Origin of the sequence: Pseudoalteromonas sp. PAST1, assembly GCF_021532515.1 — a bacterium.
Classification (GTDB): Bacteria; Pseudomonadota; Gammaproteobacteria; order Enterobacterales; family Alteromonadaceae; genus Pseudoalteromonas; species Pseudoalteromonas simplex.
Genome location: NZ_JAKGBH010000011.1, coordinates 83,092 through 100,962 on the forward strand (window position 1 = coordinate 83,092; position 17,871 = coordinate 100,962).

Below are 17,871 nucleotides of genomic sequence, written 5' to 3' on the forward strand. Positions count from 1 at the left end.
GTATAAAAAACCCGCTTATTATTTAGCGGGTTTTTTTATGAGTTAATTAGTGTGAAATTAATTAATAGATTTATGGTAATCTTCTAAATCTTTAGCGGCATTTGGGTCGTTAAATACGTCCTCATCAAACTCACCTTCAGATTTTGCAACCACACAGGTCACCATGCAGTCACCGGTCACGTTAACAGCGGTTCGCGTCATATCAAGTAAGCGGTCGACACCAATGATGATAGCAATACCTTCTACAGGCAATCCAACTTGATTTAATACCATAGCTAACATAATAAGGCCTACACCCGGAACACCAGCAGTACCTACAGAAGCAAGGGTTGCGGTTAAAATAACCATCAGATAATCAGAAATCGTTAAATCTACTGCAAAAACTTGCGAAATAAAAACAGTCGCAACGCCTTGCATAATCGCCGTACCATCCATGTTGATGGTTGCGCCAAGGGGCACGGTAAAAGAAGCAACAGAGTTATGAGCACCTAACTTTTTATTTGCTGTTTCAAGGGTAATAGGCATAGTTGCGCTTGAGCTTGATGTACTAAATGCAAATAAACAGGCATTTTTCATTTTCTTTAGAAATGTAATAGGGTTTAGACCTGTAAACAGCTTAAGTAACAGGCTGTAATTCACAAAACCGTGAAATAATAAAGCAAAAACAACGACACCAAAATATAAGGCCAAGCTAGTGATAAGCTTTAAGTCAATGGTTGTAAATAATTTTGCCATTAAGAAAAATACACCATACGGTGCAATATTCATAAGCAGTGTTACAAGCTTTAAAATTACGGTATTTAAATCTTCAAAAACACTGGCCACTCGTTTACCTGCTTTTCCACTGAGTGCCATCGCAACACCAAATAACAAGGCAAAAACGATAACTTGGAGCATGTTGCCACTTGCCATTGCATCAATAGGGTTTGTTGGGAACATACCAATAATGACTTGCGCAAGGGTGGGAGCTTCTTTCGCACTATAGTTAGCATCTGAAGGTAAATTGATTCCCTCACCTGGATTCACTAATAACGCCAAGGTGATAGCAACAGTAATGGCGATTGCCGTTGTCGCTAAATAAAGCAAAATAGACTTACCACCTAGTCGACCTAACTTTTTTGGGTCGCTCAAGCTACAAGTTCCACAAACAAGTGATACAAATACTAAAGGCACCACAAGCATTTTTAAGCTTGCAATGAATATTTGCCCGCCAACATGGAAAATACCATCAACAAAAAAAGCTTTAATAGGTAAAGAGAATAACCCTAATGGAATAAGGAAATCGTCTTCACCCGCTAAAATGGCTTGAAAGATAAAACCAACAACTACACCAAGTACCATACCAACCATGATACGCGATGTAAGGCTTAAAGACCGTACTTTTGACATACACCTAATCTATCTTGTTATAAATTTTGTCATAGACTACCAGCATAAGGATTTTTATACAGAAAAATTCGATAAATAATTAAATTAATTCGTTAAGAAATGAATAAAAAAATGATTATTTTCGGACTGATTTTAGGTTAATATTAGGTAAATAATAAAACAAAGTTTGAAATAGCTAACTAGGGAGAGGTCAATGCCTTTATTTCGATGGCTAAGTGTAATAGTTTTCAGCTCATTATTAGCTGCATGTGGTGGCGGTGGCTCACTGGAAAGTGATGGTGGTTCGCTTGATGGTGGGGATGATTCAACAGCTGAAGCTAGTTATGAAATTGCAGTACAAGGTTTTTCGCTGTCATCTGGTGAACAAGATAATCAGGTAACAGCTGACTCTCCGTTAACAATATCTGCTACATTAACAAATAATGATGAAGCTGTTGCTGGGGTTGTGATTAACTTTAGCTTAAACGGCGATATTGGTCTTTTAGATCCAGTATCTGGAACTGATCTAACAGATAGCAATGGTGTTGCTTCTATTAAACTTACGGCAGGTGATACTGCTGGCGCTGGTATAGTAACTGCTACCTACGCTCTTGATGGAGATACCTACAGCGACACATTTGGTTTCACATCGGATGGTTCAGAATCAGATGATTCAAGTGTGAGCGGCAGCGTCACATTAAACCTCACAATTACAGACACTTCTGGAGCACCGTTTACTGTTGATAACCCTGTAAGCAAAGATAATAAAGGTACAGTCACAGCAACTTTGCTTGATGAAGAGACGCCCCTTGCAGGTCAACTTATTTCATTCAGCACTAATTTTACAGGTAAAATTACGCCTGTTTTAGGAACCGCTCTAACAGATTCAAATGGTGAAGCTTTTGTAACACTGAGCAGTGGTGATGCGAAAGGGGCAGGTCAAGTTGTAGCAACCTATACAGATGAAAGCGGTAATGCAGTCACTAAAATTGCTGGCTTTATTTCTAATGGTGATGAAGCCCCTGATGATGCTATACAGTATTCGGTTACAGCTTCTCTTTTAACTGGTTGTGTCCCTTCTTGGGATGACAATAGAAGTAACGTAAAACTAGACCCGACCTCAATAGCATCAGGCTGTAGCATAACTAACTCGGTATCGAGTGCTGAACTTGCTGATTTATTTATTGAAGTAACAAATCAGCAAAGTGGTGACGCTGTTGCTAATGCACTAGTCGAAGTAACAACTGATCTAGGGACAGTCCTTCCATCATCAGGTCGAGCGTTGACTGATAGCTTTGGTGTTGCACTATTGAAAATCCAACCTGGTAACACTGGCGGTGCAGGAACAATTACAGTATCTGCTTTAGATGAACAAATTAGCACTAACTTTGCAGTAGGTATCGCAGATTTAATTCTAGAAGTGGACAACGGCCTAAATGTTGACTCAAATGGTGATGTAATTCCTCTTAAAGCTGGAGGAAGTACAATTATTGAGGTCACTTTAAAGGACGAAGAAGGGAATTTATATACCACACCAACAGATGTAGAATTTAGTTCAACATGTGTTGATAACAATAATTCAAGTATTGATGCCTCTGTAAAATCATCAAGCGGTATAGCTAGTTCTACCTATAGAGCCAATGGTTGCGGAATTGATGATGTTGTTAATATTACAGTCGAAACGGGCGGAAAGAACTTTACTGCTTCAACGATCATCCCTGTTGAAGTTTCAGCAGTACAATCAATTCAGTTTATCGACGTCTCAGAACCGGTAATTGCTCTTCCTCCAGGTGAAGGTGGCTTACCGACACAGTCTGTCGTTCGCTTTAGATTATTAGATGCCGATGGCATTGTATCGCCACAGCAGCGAATTGACTTTAAGTTAACAGACTCAACTGGTTTAGCTGGTTTGACTCAACGTACAGCGAATACAGACAATGATGGTGTTGTGCAAACTACGGTCACTTCAGGTATTGTGCCTGGTCCTCTTGTAGTTAAGGCTTGTTTTGTTTCAAAAACAGATGTTGCTGCATTACCAGAAGGTGATGATTTATCATGTTGGACAGATGAGGTGCAGTTGTGTGCAGATGAACCAACAAATGACATTTGTCCTGAAGGAACGCTTCACCTCGTACCACTAGCAGAGCAAATCAATGCAGTATCATCGCAACTTGCATTATATTCAGGCATTACGGATCAAAATAGTTTCGATTTAAGCCCTCAAGTTTTTAACCCTAATGCACTGAATTACAATGGAATTACTAATAGTCTTACGGTTTATTTTGGTGATCAATTTAATCAATTTAATAGTAATGGTGTCGAATCAACAGTTTTGACAGAATCAGGCGCTGTAGGTCCACAAAGTAATGAAGCGGTGTGTCGTACTACTGACGCGTCATGTGTAGTAACGTGGCGTTCACAAGGTGAGCGACCGTTCTATGATTACAAGTGGGGTAATAGAATTGGTGAAATCGATGGTAACTCTGCAACTACCGAAGGTATAAACCCTAAGACGGGTGATGTTAACTGCGATCCTTATTTTGAAACTGCAGCGCCTTGTATCGGGACATTAGTTCGCGCTAAAAACGATCCTAATGGTGTTATACGAGGCGGAAGAACAAGTATTATTGCTGTTGCAAAAGGTCAAGAAAGCTTTGTCGATGAAGAGTCATCAGATGGAATAACTAGGCGCAATGGTTTATTCGATATTGGCGAATATTACACATTATATGACTTACCAGAAGCGTTTAATGATCATAATGAAAATAGCACTTTTGACAAGGCGAACTGCAGTGATGCAGATAGTGATAGTTACGATCCGAACACAGATCAATGTTCTGAATTAAACTCGCGTGGTGGTCATAACGAAACATGGCGTGATCTTAATAATAATGGAATTTATGACGGTGCAGATGGTTTGTATAATGGCTTATTGTGTAGTGAAGCTGCCTTTAATGCAGGCCAGTGTACCCGTGATTTAATTGAAGTTCGTAAGCAAATTGAAGTTGTCATGTCTGGTGATGATCCATATGTTCGCTTTGCTGTATTAAAATCCAATGAAGTAGTATCTGCTCCATATGAGGTTTTAGTGCCTGCTGATTGTTCGAGCACAATAGCTGGTGTATTTGAGGTATCTGATAATGCGTTGTGGTGCGATGTCGCCTCTATTGATTTATCTGAAGTATCTCGTGCTAACCCAGACTATGATGCAACAGACCCCAATGAAACAGATCCTGAGACCTTAGAAGTGGGTTTATCTAGTATCAATGTACGTATTTTTTACAGTGATGAGTTTGGTAATCCACTTCCTGCTGGAACTGAAGTGTCGCTAACAGCCGATAATGGAGATTTTTCTATTATTGAGCATGAGGAAACGATTCCGAGCACAAATCGTGACTCAACAATGTATTCTGATGTTCGAATTGCTAGGGAGTCTGATGGTAACCAAGATCAAGATGGTGTACTAACTATAACTTTCCAATTTGAAAATCAGCTTGGCGGAACTAAAACGGTGAGCCGCTCGATTTCTATAATCGATGATAAATAAAGTTAAATCTTAAAAAATGCCAACCAGAAGGTTGGCATTTTTGTTGCTGTTCTATATATTCCCCTTGAAATTACCTTAAAACACCACATTGACTAAATTAGCAACAAAAATTGTTTAATTATTCAGTCAATGAAGAAAAGTTTCTATTAAAAGCTTGTAACAATTGGTGTTTGTAGATATACCTATAAATATTCGTGCTCCAATGATAAAAATCATACTTATTTGTTTAATGTGATTGATATACATTTATAAGGGCAAAAAACTTTTAAAATACTCGGTCAGAAATAGGCAACTATGGGCAAATCACTTGTAATTGTAGAGTCTCCTGCAAAGGCAAAAACAATTAATAAATACTTAGGTAACGATTTCATCGTAAAGTCCAGTGTTGGGCATGTGCGTGATCTACCAACTTCAGGTTCAGGCAAAACAAAAACTGCAGCGACGAAAACCCCTGCTGAAGTTCGAAAAATGTCACCAGAAGAAAAAGCTGCCTATAAAAAGCAACGCGACTATAAAAATTTAGTTGCTCGTATGGGTATTGACCCTGAAAAAGGCTGGGAGCCACATTACGAAGTCTTACCGGGCAAAGAGAAAGTTGTTCAAGAATTAAAGAAACTTGCTGAAAACGCCGATAAAATCTATCTCGCAACCGATTTGGATAGAGAAGGGGAAGCGATTGCATGGCACCTCGAACAAATTATTGGTGGCGAGCCTGAAAAATATAAGCGAGTTGTTTTTAACGAAATTACTAAAAATGCAATTCAACAGGCATTTGAAACACCCGGTGAACTAAACACTGACATGGTTTATGCGCAACAAGCGCGTCGTTTTCTTGACCGCGTCGTGGGTTTTATGGTGTCGCCATTACTGTGGGCTAAAGTAGCACGTGGCTTATCAGCCGGTCGTGTGCAATCTGTTGCAGTACGTTTACTTGTTGAACGTGAACGCGAAATCAAAGCATTTATTCCTGAAGAGTTTTGGGATATCCACGCTGATGTTAAAAATACAGAAGCTGCTTTACGCTTAGAAGTTACTAAACACGCTGACAAGCCTTTTAAGCCAGTTAATGAAGAGCAGGCGATGTCTGCTGTTAGTGAACTCGAAAAAGCTGACTACAAAGTCATTAGCGTTGAAGAAAAGCCTAGCAAGAGTAAACCGAGCGCACCTTTTATTACTTCAACCATGCAACAGGCTGCCAGTACGCGCTTAGGTTATGGTGTTAAGAAAACCATGATGCTTGCTCAGCGCTTATATGAAGCGGGTCACATTACCTATATGCGTACCGACTCAACTAACTTATCGAAAGATGCAGTTGAAATGTGTCGTGATTACGTGACAGAACAATTTGGTGAAAAATATTTACCGAAAGCACCGATTAGTTATAGCTCTAAAGGCAATGCACAAGAGGCACACGAAGCGATCCGTCCTTCTAGTGTTACCGTACTATCTGGTCATTTAGACGGTGTTGAAGCAGATGCTAAAAAACTTTACGAATTAATTTGGCGCCAGTTTGTTGCCTGTCAAATGGTTCCTGCAGAATACGATTTAACAACCTTAACAGTGGGTGCTGGCGAATATCAGTTAAAAGCTAAAGGTCGCGTTCTTCGCTTTGATGGTTGGACAAAAGTCCAACCGGCTGTTCGTAAAAAGAATGAAGAAGATCAATCACTGCCAGCAGTTAAAGAAGGTGATGTTTTAACGCTTGTTGAGCTAGATCCTAAACAACATTTTACAAAGCCACCTGCACGCTTTAGTGAAGCGAGCCTAGTTAAAGAATTAGAAAAGCGTGGCATTGGTCGCCCATCTACTTATGCATCTATCATCTCTACGATTCAAGATCGTGGTTATGTACGTGTTGAAAATCGCCGCTTCTTCGCTGAAAAAATGGGCGAGATAGTTACAGACCGCTTAGTTGAGAACTTCGAAGATCTGATGAACTTTGACTTTACCGCTAAGATGGAAGGCCGTCTCGATGACATCGCAGAGGGTGAGCGTGTTTGGACACAAGTACTAGATAGGTTTTATGCAGACTTTTCAACTCAGCTTGAAATTGCCTCAGGTGACGAAGAGCAGGGTGGCATGCGTCAAAACCAAATGGTCGAAACTGATATTGATTGCCCTACGTGTGGTCGTAAGATGGGGATTCGTACCGCATCAACGGGTGTATTTTTAGGTTGTACTGGTTACAACTTGCCACCTAAAGAGCGCTGTACTACAACCATGAATTTGGTATCAGGCGATGAAGCTATTGCTGCGGATGTCGAAGACGTAGAAACTGAATCTCTAATGCAAATGAAGCGTTGCCCAATTTGTGAAACGGCAATGGATTCATACTTAATTGACGAAACACGTAAGTTACATGTGTGTGGTAACAACCCGGCATGTAAGGGTTATATCGTTGAGCAAGGCACCTTTAAAATTAAAGGCTACGACGGCCCTATTATCGAATGTGATAAATGTGGCTCAGACATGCAGTTAAAATCTGGTCGTTTTGGTAAGTACTTCGGTTGTAGTAATGAAGAGTGTAAAAATACACGTAAGTTACTCAAAAATGGTGAAGCTGCGCCACCAAAAGAAGATCCAGTTCACTTACCTGAACTTGAATGTGAAAAGTCAGAAGCTTATTTTGTACTGCGTGATGGTGCGTCAGGTATTTTCTTAGCGGCTAATACTTTCCCTAAATCACGTGAAACGCGTGCGCCTAAAGTGGAAGAATTAAAGCGTTTTAGAGATCGTATTTCTGAAAAGTTTTATTACCTTGCTGACGCACCTACACAAGATCCTGATGGAAATCCTTCAGTCGTTCGCTACAGCCGCAAAAATAAAGAGCAGTATGTAATGAGTGAAGTAGATGGCAAAGCCACAGGTTGGACCGCCCACTACCAAAATGGTAAATGGGTAGAAGAAAGTAAAAAGAAAGCGCCTGCTAAGAAAAAAACAGCAGCCAAAAAATAAATCGCCAGATTATATAATCGAAGTCGCGGCGTAATGTCGCGCAAACTTATTGTTAATTTGAGATGCAAATAAAAAACCGGAACGCACATCATTGTGTCATTCCGGTTTTTTCATATTCTAAGTAGACGTAAAATTAGATTTGTACGTCTTTTACTTTTTTATAGCCTTCAGCTTCAAGCTCATCGTTTACACATTTTAATACGTATGGCTTTAATTCTTCGTTGCTGATGTCATCATCTTTTGCCCAGTTTAAACACATTTCAGTGTATTCTTTGATCATTTCAGTTGATGCTTCAGGTGCTTCGTTAGCGATTGCATTCGTTGCTGACACGCTTAAAACAGGTGCCAAAATTAGTGCTAGCAATGCTTTTTTCATTTAATTATTCCTAATCAAAAAATTAATTATCACTGGCTAAATGCACATTAATGGTGCGCAATGTGTATGTCACTTTGCTTGAGTGAATTTATAAACTAAATTTCAAAAAAAGATAACGAAATTTTTTTATCGTAAAGATAAGCAAAAAATAACCACTATTTTGCCTCTAATGCTGGTAATCGTAAGGTCAAAACACGTATTATCGCGCTAATTTTAAAAGAAAAGTGAACTAACTTATGTCTGAACAAGGGACTCATTCAAAAACAAAGAAAGTACCAACCAAACTAGAACAAGTTGTAGAGAGTTTTATTTTTCGCTCGCGTTGGTTACTAGCGCCATTCTTTATTGGCTTATTAGTCGCTGTGGTATTACTGCTGCTAAAGTTCTTTAAATATTTATACAGCATGGCTTTAAATACGTTCACTGCGTCAAACCAAGAGCTTTTGATAGGTATTTTGACTTTAGTTGACACTGCGCTACTAGCTGGGCTTTTGCTTATTATTATTTTTAGTGGTTATGAAAACTTTGTTTCAAAATTAAATATAGAAAACCATGAAGATAGACCAGTTTGGATGGGCAAGGTTGGTTTCTCTGGCCTTAAGATGAAGTTGATTAGTGCAATTGTTGCAATCTCGGCTGTGGAGCTTTTAAAGGTATTTATTAGCTCAAACAACCATTCAACAGATGAGTTACTCTGGAAGGTGTTAATTCATGTCACGTTTGTGGTGTCGGGGGTGTTGTTTGCTCTTACAGATTACATTAATAGTAAAACCATGAACCACTAATACCAATCCGCTTAATTAAGTAGTCTATTTTGAGGCGATAAAACCTCGTTGATAACAAGGCAAAAATTTAGTTATTTAGTTGTTCTAAATGAGGAATTTTTAACGCAGTTAGCGACAGGTTTAATCCCTCAAAATGATTAAGTATTATTGCGGGTTGGTATAATACCATGATCAGAAATAAAAAAGCCCTGCAATTGCAGGGCTTGGTGTTTAACAACTGATTATTAATTCAGGGTTGCGTAAAAGCAACCAAACCCGGGCAGAGTGACTGTATTATTGTTTAATTCAGCTGTGTGATGAGAGATCTCTGTATGCAGTGAAGACACAGTATCAGAGAGTGTCAGTTCGCTACTTTGAGCACCTAAGTTGAATGCACAAAGCATTTTAGTGTCGTTGAGCGTTCTATAAAAAGCAAGTACTGGCTCTTGTGTTTCGATAAATTCAATGTCGCCTTCAAGCAGTACGTTCTTATCTTTACGCCATGCCATAAATTCACGATACGCATTCAAAATTGAATCTTTATCTTGATCTTGCGTGTTTACCGCAACTGATTTGTGTGCATTGCCTACAGGTAACCAAGGTTTTACTGTAGAGAAACCAGCTTGCTCAGCATCTGCTGCATCCCATGGCATTGGTGTACGACAACCATCACGGCCTTTAAAGTTTGGCCAGAATGTAATGCCGTATGGGTCTTGTAAGTCTTCAAATGCGACTTCAGCTTCACCTAAGCCAAGCTCTTCACCTTGGTACATACACACGCTGCCACGTAAAGACGCTAACAGGGCAGTAAGCATTTTACATTGCTGCGGATCAATTTTTTCACCTTTACTCCAGCGGCTAGCAACGCGTTCTACATCATGGTTACTAAATGCCCAACATGGCCAGCCTTCGGTCATACGCTGCTCAAGAGTACTCACTGTTGTACGAATATATTCAGCGCTATAGTCGTTAGTCAGTAGCTCAAAGCTATAACCCATGTGAAGTTTGTCACCACCTGATGTGTATTCAGCCATGGTTGCGAGTGAATCTTCAGATGAGATTTCGCCTAATGCAACGGTACCAGGGTACTTGTTTAGTAGGGCACGAATGTCCTGCATAAAAGTCAGGTTTTCAGGTTGTGTATTATTGTAGTAGTGATATTGGAAAGCGTACGGGTTGTCTTCGCTAAAACCACGACCTTGACGTTTTTCTGGTGGCTTAGCCGGGTTGTCACGTAATTGCGCATCGTGATAGCAAAAGTTAATTGCATCTAAGCGGAAACCATCAACGCCTTTCTTCAGCCAAAACTCAACATTGTCTAATACTGCTTTGCGTACTTCAGGGTTATGGAAGTTTAAATCAGGTTGTTCAGTCAAAAAGTTATGTAAATAATATTGACCACGACGCGGTTCCCACTGCCATGCAGGACCACCAAAAATAGATAACCAGTTATTTGGTTGTGTACCGTCAGGTTTGGCATCTGCCCACACGTACCAATCTGCTTTATCGTTGATCTTATCTTCACGGCTATCAAGGAACCATTGATGTTGATCTGAGGTATGGCTCAATACCTGATCAATAATGATCTTAATATCACGTTGGTGAGCTTGTGCAATGAGTTCATCAAAATCATCAAGGTTACCAAACAATGGGTCGATATCACGATAGTCACTGATGTCATAACCAAAGTCTTTCATTGGTGATTTAAAGAAAGGTGAAACCCAAATAGCATCAACACCTAGGCTTTTAATATAATCAATGCGATCAATGATACCTTTGATATCACCAATGCCATCGCCATTGGTGTCTTGGAAACTGCGCGGATACACTTGATAAATAACCGCACCTTTATACCACTGCTTTTGAGCCATGTTTTTCTCCATCGTGACACTCAGAGTGTGTAAACTGTAAGGCAACCATTAGTCGTATATGTTGCCGGAATGTCAAAAGCATACGTGAAGGGTGTGATACTGTAAAAACTCTGCATACGTATGCACGCCAAATTCACCTCTGTCCTCAGTAAAACTTATTAACTTGATTTAAAATTGAGCAGCATAAATTTAGCGCCGTAAAATTTACCAATTAGTAAAGTAATTGTCTTATTCCAACTCAAAACGCCAGCGTGGTGCATAATATAGCTGGCTTACACCAGAATGGTGCAATGTGATTATTGGTAAGACCAATTATCATTGTTCCATGTGCGTTCCTATTATTATTGCGTTAAGTCACCATTTAAGCGGGATAAATGGCCTAGCACCTATTTCTGTAACCAAATTGGGGGCGAAAATATAGCGAAAATGTTTCATTACTATTAATTTACACAGTAAAATTGATAAATCATTTATATTCAATCGGTTATGGGGTGGATTTGTAAAGATGGTGTTAATATTTGTAATGATGAGCTACGCTGAATACGTATGCATAAATTTGTTAAGAAAATAACCAGGGCGTTAATATTCAATTCGACAACAAAATCAGTCAGCGAATAACAGCTATTATGTTCATGAATAACTGCAACACGTTGACATTACAATTTGGGTAATGGGAAAACATCATGTCTATGTTCAAACCAAGTATATTAACTCTGGCTTTAACAGCCGCAGGTTTAAATAGCTTTGTAGTGTATGCTGCAGAAGAAGAAGACCAAAAAACAAAAAACGACAACGTTGAAGTTATCGAAGTAAAAGGTTTTCGTGGCAGTGTTGTAGAATCTATTAATACTAAACGCTTCACTCCTGAAGTTGTTGAGTCAATCTCAGCTGAAGATATCGGTAAATTACCTGATTCATCAATTGCAGAATCAATTGCACGCCTTCCTGGTTTAACAGCACAACGTCTAGACGGTCGAGCTAGTCGTGTAAGTGTTCGTGGTTTCAGTGAAAACGAAAGTGCAACAACATTCAACGGTCGTGAGCAAGTTTCAATCGGCGACAACCGTGGCGTTGAATTTGACCTTTACCCATCAGAAATTATGAGTGGCGTAACGGTATACAAAACCCCAAGCGCAGGCATTGAAGCAGAAGGTATCGCTGGTGTTATCGACATGCAAACTGTTAAACCTTTAAGCAAAGGTGAGCAAGTTATCATGTTCAATGGCCAGTACGAACAAACGGGTTTTGATAAATTAAACCCAGACGGTGACGATCAAGGTTTCCGTGGTACGTTCTCATATATTGATCAATTTGCTGATGACACAATCGGTGTTGCATTTGCATACAACACGATGAGTTCTCCAAACCAAGAGAAACGTTGGAACGCATGGGGTTACCCTGAGTTTACAGGTGAAGATGGTAATACGTACTCAATCTTAGGTGGTGCTAAGCCATTCGTACGTTCATCAACGCTTGAACGTGATACAGCCATGCTTGTTATTGAAGCTGCGCCGACTGAACGCCTGAACATGACCTTTGATGCTTTATATGTAGATTTCTCTGATGAGAAAATCTTACGTGGTATCGAAGTGCCATTTGCATGGGGCCAAGGTTCAATTGACCCAAGTTCAGCTGTTGTTGACGCAGATTCTGGTTTCATCACAAGCGCAGTAACAGAAGGCCAACGTGTTGTTGTTCGTAATGACTACGAAGAGCGTAACGCGGAGCTAACTCAGTTTGGTTTTAATGCAAATTACGACATCAGCGATGATTGGTCAGTAGAATTTGATGTAAGCCGCTCTGAAGTTGAGCGTCAAATCTGGAGTATCGAAAGCTACTCAGGTACAGGTCGTGGTGATGCAAATGGTGTTGCTGATACGATTGGTTATGAGTTTGACGGTGGTAACACAGGCGCACAATTCAGCCATAACCTTGATTACAGCGATTATGACTTAATTCAACTTGGTGGCCCATTATCTTGGGGTGCAAGTGCTGCACTTAACGATAAGTACGGTCTAACTGATACTGCTTATCAAAATACTGCGCAAGATGGTTTCATCAATGCGCCAGAAATCAATGATGAACTAAGCACATTGAAGCTTGCGGCTAGCAAAGTACTTGATAACGCGTACATCAGCCGTGTGTCATTTGGTATGTCTTACCGCGACCGTGAAAAGAGCAAAGTGTCTGAAGGTTACTTCATGACATTAAAAGACTTCTCTTTATCAAACCCGGGTATGTTATCAATCCCAGAGCAATACCGTTTAGGGTCAGCTAGCCTTGATTTCATTGGCATGGGCAACATGGTTGCTTACGATACCAACGGTCTAGTGAATGATGGTTACTATAGCCTGCTTCAAGAAAGCTTAACTGATTCAAAACACAAGACACAGTCTTGGACAGTTCAAGAAGAAGTAACAGCGTTCTTTGCTCAAGCTGACATTAATGCAGAGCTGGGCTCTATCCCTGTAACAGGTAACGTTGGTGTGCGTTATGTGAAAACTGAACAGTCTTCACAAGGCTTCGCAGCTAACACTGTGGATGGTTTAGTTGTTGTATCACCAACAGATGTAAACCATGACTACAGCCACTTCTTGCCAAGCATCAACTTATCATTTGCAATTGATGAAGAGCAAACAGTACGTTTTGGTGCCGCGAAAACCATTTCTCGTGCTCGCTTAGACGAAATGAACGCGTCAGTTAACGCTACTTACAATCAACAACCAGATGAAAACGGTAACTATTGGAGTGTATCAGGTGGTAACCCTGAGCTTGAGCCAAAAGAAGCAACTGGTTTTGATTTAAGCTACGAAAACTACTTCCATGAAGAAGGTTACTTCGCTGCAGCTGTATTCTATAAAGATATCACTCAGTGGATTTTCGATGGTACTTATGAAATCGACATGAGCGGTGTAGCTGATCCGTCTACTGGTGAAATTCCTGCGACTTCAACTGGCACAGGTTCAGGTAAAGTGAACGGTGGTTCTGGTGACCTATGGGGTTATGAGCTTTCATTAACTCTACCATTCACTATGTTCAGCGAGTCACTTGATGGTTTTGGTTTAATCGCAAGCCATACAGGTGTTGAGCAAGACTTAACTGACCAAAATGGTAACGATTATGAGCTACCTGGTTTATCTGACCAAATCGATAGTTTAACAGTTTACTTTGAGCGTAACGGTTTCCAAGCGCGTACTAGCATGCGTAAGCGTAGCGACTTTAAAGGTGACGTATACGGTTTAGGTTTTGCGACTACACAAGTTGACATTAAAGGCGAAACAATTTGGGATGCTCAAGTTGGTTATGACTTTAGCGAAGGCGGTGTAGAGAGCCTTGACGGTTTATCTGTCACTTTCCAAGTACAGAACATCACAGAAGAGCCGTTCACGTCACTACAAGGTGATAACTCACTTCAAGTACGTGACTACCAAGACTACGGTCGTACATTCCTGTTAGGCTTCAGCTACAAGCTGTAATTAGCTAAAACAGCGATAGAAAATTGCCCTTGTGATTTGTTTTACAAGGGCTTTTTTATATCAGTGAGCTACACTCAATGAATAGAAATTGGCGTTAGGTGTACTATGGAAACAAAAAAAATAACCAAGGTCGTGATTGCCGGTGGTGGCACAGCAGGGTGGATAACCGCTGCATTACTTAATAAAGTACTGGGCAAAGTAATTGATATCACGCTGGTAGAGTCAGCAGAGATTGGCACTGTTGGTGTAGGCGAAGCAAGCATCCCACCTATTTTGCATCTAAATGGTGCGCTAGGCATTTCTGAAAAAGAATTTATTAAGGCCACTGGTGCAACGATTAAGCTCGGTATTGAGTTTGAAAATTGGCGCAGCCAAGATCACAGCTACATGCATGCCTTTGGTGAAATAGGTAAAGATTTTCCGTTTTGTGAGTTTTATCATTTTTGGCTAAAAGCAAATCAAACACAAAACGCGCCTGACTTTTGGGATTTTTCACTTAACTACCAAGCAGCAAAAGCGCATAAATTTGCTCACCTTAAGCACATTCCTAACACTCAGTTGGCGGGCTTACATTATGCCTATCATTTTGATGCCACTCGATACGGCGAATTCTTAAAAGAGTTGGCGCAATCTCGGGGCGTTAAACGCATTGAAGGCAAAATTGAATCGGTTAATCAATGCCATCAAAGCGGGCATGTTCGTTCTTTGTTACTTAAAAATGGCGAGCAAATAGACGGCGACTTATTTATTGATTGCACCGGTTTGCGTGCTTTATTAATAGAGCAAACACTTAATACCGGCTTTGAAGATTGGTCGCATTGGTTACCGTGTGATAGCGCGATTGCGGTGCAAAGTGAATCAGCTTCGGATGCAATTCCTTATACACGTTCAATTGCAAGAGACTCAGGCTGGCAGTGGCAAATACCATTACAGCATCGAGTAGGCAACGGGCTTGTGTATTCTTCTCGTTTCTTATCAGACGAAGCGGCAAAACAACAACTCTTGGATAATTTACCTGCCAAACCACTGACAGAGCCGCGTGTTATTAAGTTTAAAACAGGCCGCCGTTTAAAGCAGTGGCATAAAAATGTGGTATCGGTCGGCTTATCAAGCGGCTTTTTAGAGCCATTAGAATCGACCAGTATTCATTTAATTCAAAGTGCAGCCATTCGTTTAATTAAGTTTTTTCCTCATCAAGGTATTAAACAAAGCCTTGTAGATGAATTTAATCAACAAAGTAAAACAGAATTTGAGCGAATTCGTGATTTTATTATTCTTCATTACAAGCTTACTGAGCGTGATGACAGTGCGTTTTGGCGTTTTTGTAAAGGCATGGATATTCCATGCAGTCTCAGAAAGAAAATTGAGCTATTTAAAACCAGCGGCAAGCTAATTAGAGAAGACGATGAGCTATTTGCCGAAATCGCATGGCAGCAAGTAATGATAGGGCAAGGGCTTATCGCAGAGGATCACCATCCTTTAACAGATGCGTTATCTGATAAGCAATTAAATGAGTTATTTAGCAATTTAAAAACCTTGATTAATAGCACTGTCGAGCAGTTGCCGACCCACAATCAATTCTTAGAAAAAGTACAAAATTAATTATGAAAAAAACACAAACATTTTTAGCGTTAACAACCGCATTTACACTTTTTAACTCAACAGCAAGTTTTGCAATTACTGCGTCACCAGAAAACTGGTGGGTAGGGATGCAAAACGACTCATTACAAGTCATGCTTTACGATAACAATATTGCTAACAAAGCGTGGCAAATGGTGCCTTACAAAGGCGTTGAGTTTAAAGGGGTGACAACAACAAATAACCCTAACTACGCGTTTTTAGATTTAACCATCAGCGAGAATGCAAAGGCGGGAACACTGACTTTTAAAGCTGAAGACGGCACCACCTTTACTTATCCGTTAAATGAGCGTGATAAGCAAAGTGCCAATCGTCATGGCTTTACAAATAGAGACACGCTTTATTTAATAAACCCTGATCGCTTTGTAAATGGTGACCCAAGTAACGATAGTGTTGCAGGTATGCAGGAGGCTGCAAACCCAAGCTTTAAAGGTGGCCGACATGGCGGTGATATTCAAGGTGTTATCAATAGCCTAGATTACCTTGAGGACCTCGGTGTAACGCAACTTTGGTTAACACCGGTGCTTGAAAATGACATGCCAAGTTATTCTTATCATGGTTATGCTATTACTGATTTTTACAAAGTTGATCCGCGTATGGGCAGTAATGCGCTTTATAAAACCTTATCTGCAGAAGCGAAAGAGCATGGTATCGGCTTAGTGATGGACATGGTACTTAACCACTTTGGTTCATCGCATCAGTGGATGAGTGACATGCCAACGGCAGATTGGGTTAACTTTGATGGCAAGTTTGAAAACGGTAAAAATGCCACTAGTCACGCCAGACAAACAATTCAAGACCCTCATGCGAGCCAATACGACAAACGTCAATTTAATGATGGTTGGTTTGTTGAGACGATGCCTGATTTAAATCAGCGCCAGCCGTTACTATCAACGTATCTAATTCAAAATGCCATTTGGTGGATTGAATACGCCAACTTAAGCGGCATTCGTGTTGATACCTATTCATACTCAGATAAAGCATTTTTAGCCGATTGGACTAAAGCGATTATGACCGAGTATCCAAACTTTAATATTGTTGGTGAAGAGTGGACAACCAACCCAGCAATTGCATCTTATTGGCAACGTGGCAAAGTCAATCAAGATGGTTATACCTCTGAGTTACCAAGTGTAATGGACTTTTCATTACAAGAGGCGTTGATCCAAGCACTTAACGAAGAAGAAAGCTGGAATACAGGTTGGGTTAAAGTGTATCAATCGCTGGCGAATGACTTTTTGTATGCTGATACAGATAACATTTTAGTGTTTGCAGATAACCATGACATGAGCCGTGTTTACACTGAGCTGGGTCAAGACCTTGCAAAAACTAAATTAGCCATGACGCTGTTGTTAACAACTCGTGGTATTCCACAAATTTATTACGGCACTGAGCTGCTGCTCGATAACACGCCAAGCAATGACCACGGTGATATTCGCATTGACTTCCCGGGTGGGTTTAAAGGTCAAAAAGCGAATGCCTTCACAGGTAAGGGGCTTTCAGCTGATCAGCAAGAGATGTTAGCTAGCATGAAAAAACTGCTTAAGCTTCGTCAAGAAAAACCAGCGTTAAGCGAAGGTCGTTTAATGCATTTTTCACCCAAGCAAGGCGTTTACAGCTATGTGAGAGAGCACAATGGCCAAACTGTATTGGTTGTTCTTAACAAAAACCAACAAGCTATTGATTGGGATTTAAGCTACATGCAAGAAGTGCTGAAAGGCAATAATAAAGGACGCGATTTAATCAGCGAAGAGCGTGTTGATCTTGCTGCGCCAATCCGCTTAAAAGCTATGCAAGCACGCTTAATAGAGCTTGAATAATTGCAACTAATAGGCTGAATACGTATGCATTTACTGTCCGTATGCAGCCCTTAACATTA

9 protein-coding genes are annotated in these 17,871 nt (G+C 40.3%); 6 read left to right on the forward strand and 3 right to left on the reverse strand.

Annotation, left to right across the window (positions count from 1 at the left end):
- Positions 1 to 57: 57 nt before the first annotated feature.
- Positions 58 to 1,389, reverse strand: a complete 1,332-nt coding sequence (locus L1272_RS07575) for a dicarboxylate/amino acid:cation symporter (protein ID WP_054551461.1) — start codon at positions 1,387 to 1,389, stop codon at positions 58 to 60.
- 193 nt (positions 1,390 to 1,582) lie between these two features.
- On the opposite strand from L1272_RS07575, the gene L1272_RS07580 reads away from it, so the two are divergent.
- The gene (locus L1272_RS07580) at positions 1,583 to 4,915 is read left to right on the forward strand and encodes a hypothetical protein (protein WP_235373109.1); all 3,333 of its coding nucleotides are present in this window, start codon (positions 1,583 to 1,585) and stop codon (positions 4,913 to 4,915) included.
- A 294-nt stretch (positions 4,916 to 5,209) separates the two neighbouring features.
- Positions 5,210 to 7,870, forward strand: a complete 2,661-nt coding sequence (gene topA, locus L1272_RS07585; protein WP_138615908.1) for a type I DNA topoisomerase — start codon at positions 5,210 to 5,212, stop codon at positions 7,868 to 7,870.
- Between the two features lie 133 nt (positions 7,871 to 8,003).
- Here topA and L1272_RS07590 read toward each other — a convergent pair whose 3' ends face one another.
- On the reverse strand, positions 8,004 to 8,246 hold the full coding sequence (locus tag L1272_RS07590) for a hypothetical protein (RefSeq protein WP_235373110.1): 243 nt from the start codon (positions 8,244 to 8,246) through the stop codon (positions 8,004 to 8,006).
- Between the two features lie 236 nt (positions 8,247 to 8,482).
- Here L1272_RS07590 and L1272_RS07595 point away from each other — a divergent pair, with 236 nt between their 5' ends.
- On the forward strand, positions 8,483 to 9,031 hold the full coding sequence (locus L1272_RS07595) for a TIGR00645 family protein (RefSeq protein ID WP_235373111.1): 549 nt from the start codon (positions 8,483 to 8,485) through the stop codon (positions 9,029 to 9,031).
- 224 nt (positions 9,032 to 9,255) lie between these two features.
- Here L1272_RS07595 and L1272_RS07600 read toward each other — a convergent pair whose 3' ends face one another.
- Positions 9,256 to 10,881 carry an alpha-glucosidase family protein gene (locus L1272_RS07600; protein WP_235373112.1) on the reverse strand — a complete coding sequence of 542 codons (1,626 nt, stop codon included), beginning with the start codon at positions 10,879 to 10,881 and terminating at the stop codon, positions 9,256 to 9,258.
- A 683-nt stretch (positions 10,882 to 11,564) separates the two neighbouring features.
- Here L1272_RS07600 and L1272_RS07605 point away from each other — a divergent pair.
- The 3 genes from L1272_RS07605 (at position 11,565) to L1272_RS07615 (ending at position 17,812) form a co-directional block, all read left to right on the forward strand.
- Positions 11,565 to 14,357 carry a TonB-dependent receptor gene (locus L1272_RS07605; RefSeq protein WP_235373113.1) on the forward strand — a complete coding sequence of 931 codons (2,793 nt, stop codon included), beginning with the start codon at positions 11,565 to 11,567 and terminating at the stop codon, positions 14,355 to 14,357.
- Between the two features lie 105 nt (positions 14,358 to 14,462).
- Complete coding sequence (locus tag L1272_RS07610; protein ID WP_235373114.1) at positions 14,463 to 15,959, forward strand: tryptophan halogenase family protein; 1,497 nt, start codon at positions 14,463 to 14,465, stop codon at positions 15,957 to 15,959.
- A gap of 2 nt (positions 15,960 to 15,961) precedes the next feature.
- A complete protein-coding gene (locus L1272_RS07615) occupies positions 15,962 to 17,812 on the forward strand; it encodes a glycoside hydrolase family 13 protein (protein ID WP_235373115.1) in 1,851 nt (616 codons plus the stop codon).
- The last annotated feature ends 59 nt before the right edge of the window (positions 17,813 to 17,871 follow it).

Bases quoted from the DNA above. Each gene is read 5' to 3' on its own strand.
- L1272_RS07615 (WP_235373115.1), top strand. From the start codon at position 15,962: ATGAAAAAAACACAAACATTTTTAGCGTTAACAACCGCATTTACACTT.
- L1272_RS07580 (WP_235373109.1), top strand. From the start codon at position 1,583: ATGCCTTTATTTCGATGGCTAAGTGTAATAGTTTTCAGCTCATTATTA.
- L1272_RS07590 (WP_235373110.1), bottom strand. From the start codon at position 8,246: ATGAAAAAAGCATTGCTAGCACTAATTTTGGCACCTGTTTTAAGCGTG.
- L1272_RS07595 (WP_235373111.1), top strand. From the start codon at position 8,483: ATGTCTGAACAAGGGACTCATTCAAAAACAAAGAAAGTACCAACCAAA.
- L1272_RS07610 (WP_235373114.1), top strand. From the start codon at position 14,463: ATGGAAACAAAAAAAATAACCAAGGTCGTGATTGCCGGTGGTGGCACA.
- L1272_RS07575 (WP_054551461.1), bottom strand. From the start codon at position 1,389: ATGTCAAAAGTACGGTCTTTAAGCCTTACATCGCGTATCATGGTTGGT.
- L1272_RS07605 (WP_235373113.1), top strand. From the start codon at position 11,565: ATGTCTATGTTCAAACCAAGTATATTAACTCTGGCTTTAACAGCCGCA.
- topA (WP_138615908.1), top strand. From the start codon at position 5,210: ATGGGCAAATCACTTGTAATTGTAGAGTCTCCTGCAAAGGCAAAAACA.
- L1272_RS07600 (WP_235373112.1), bottom strand. From the start codon at position 10,881: ATGGCTCAAAAGCAGTGGTATAAAGGTGCGGTTATTTATCAAGTGTAT.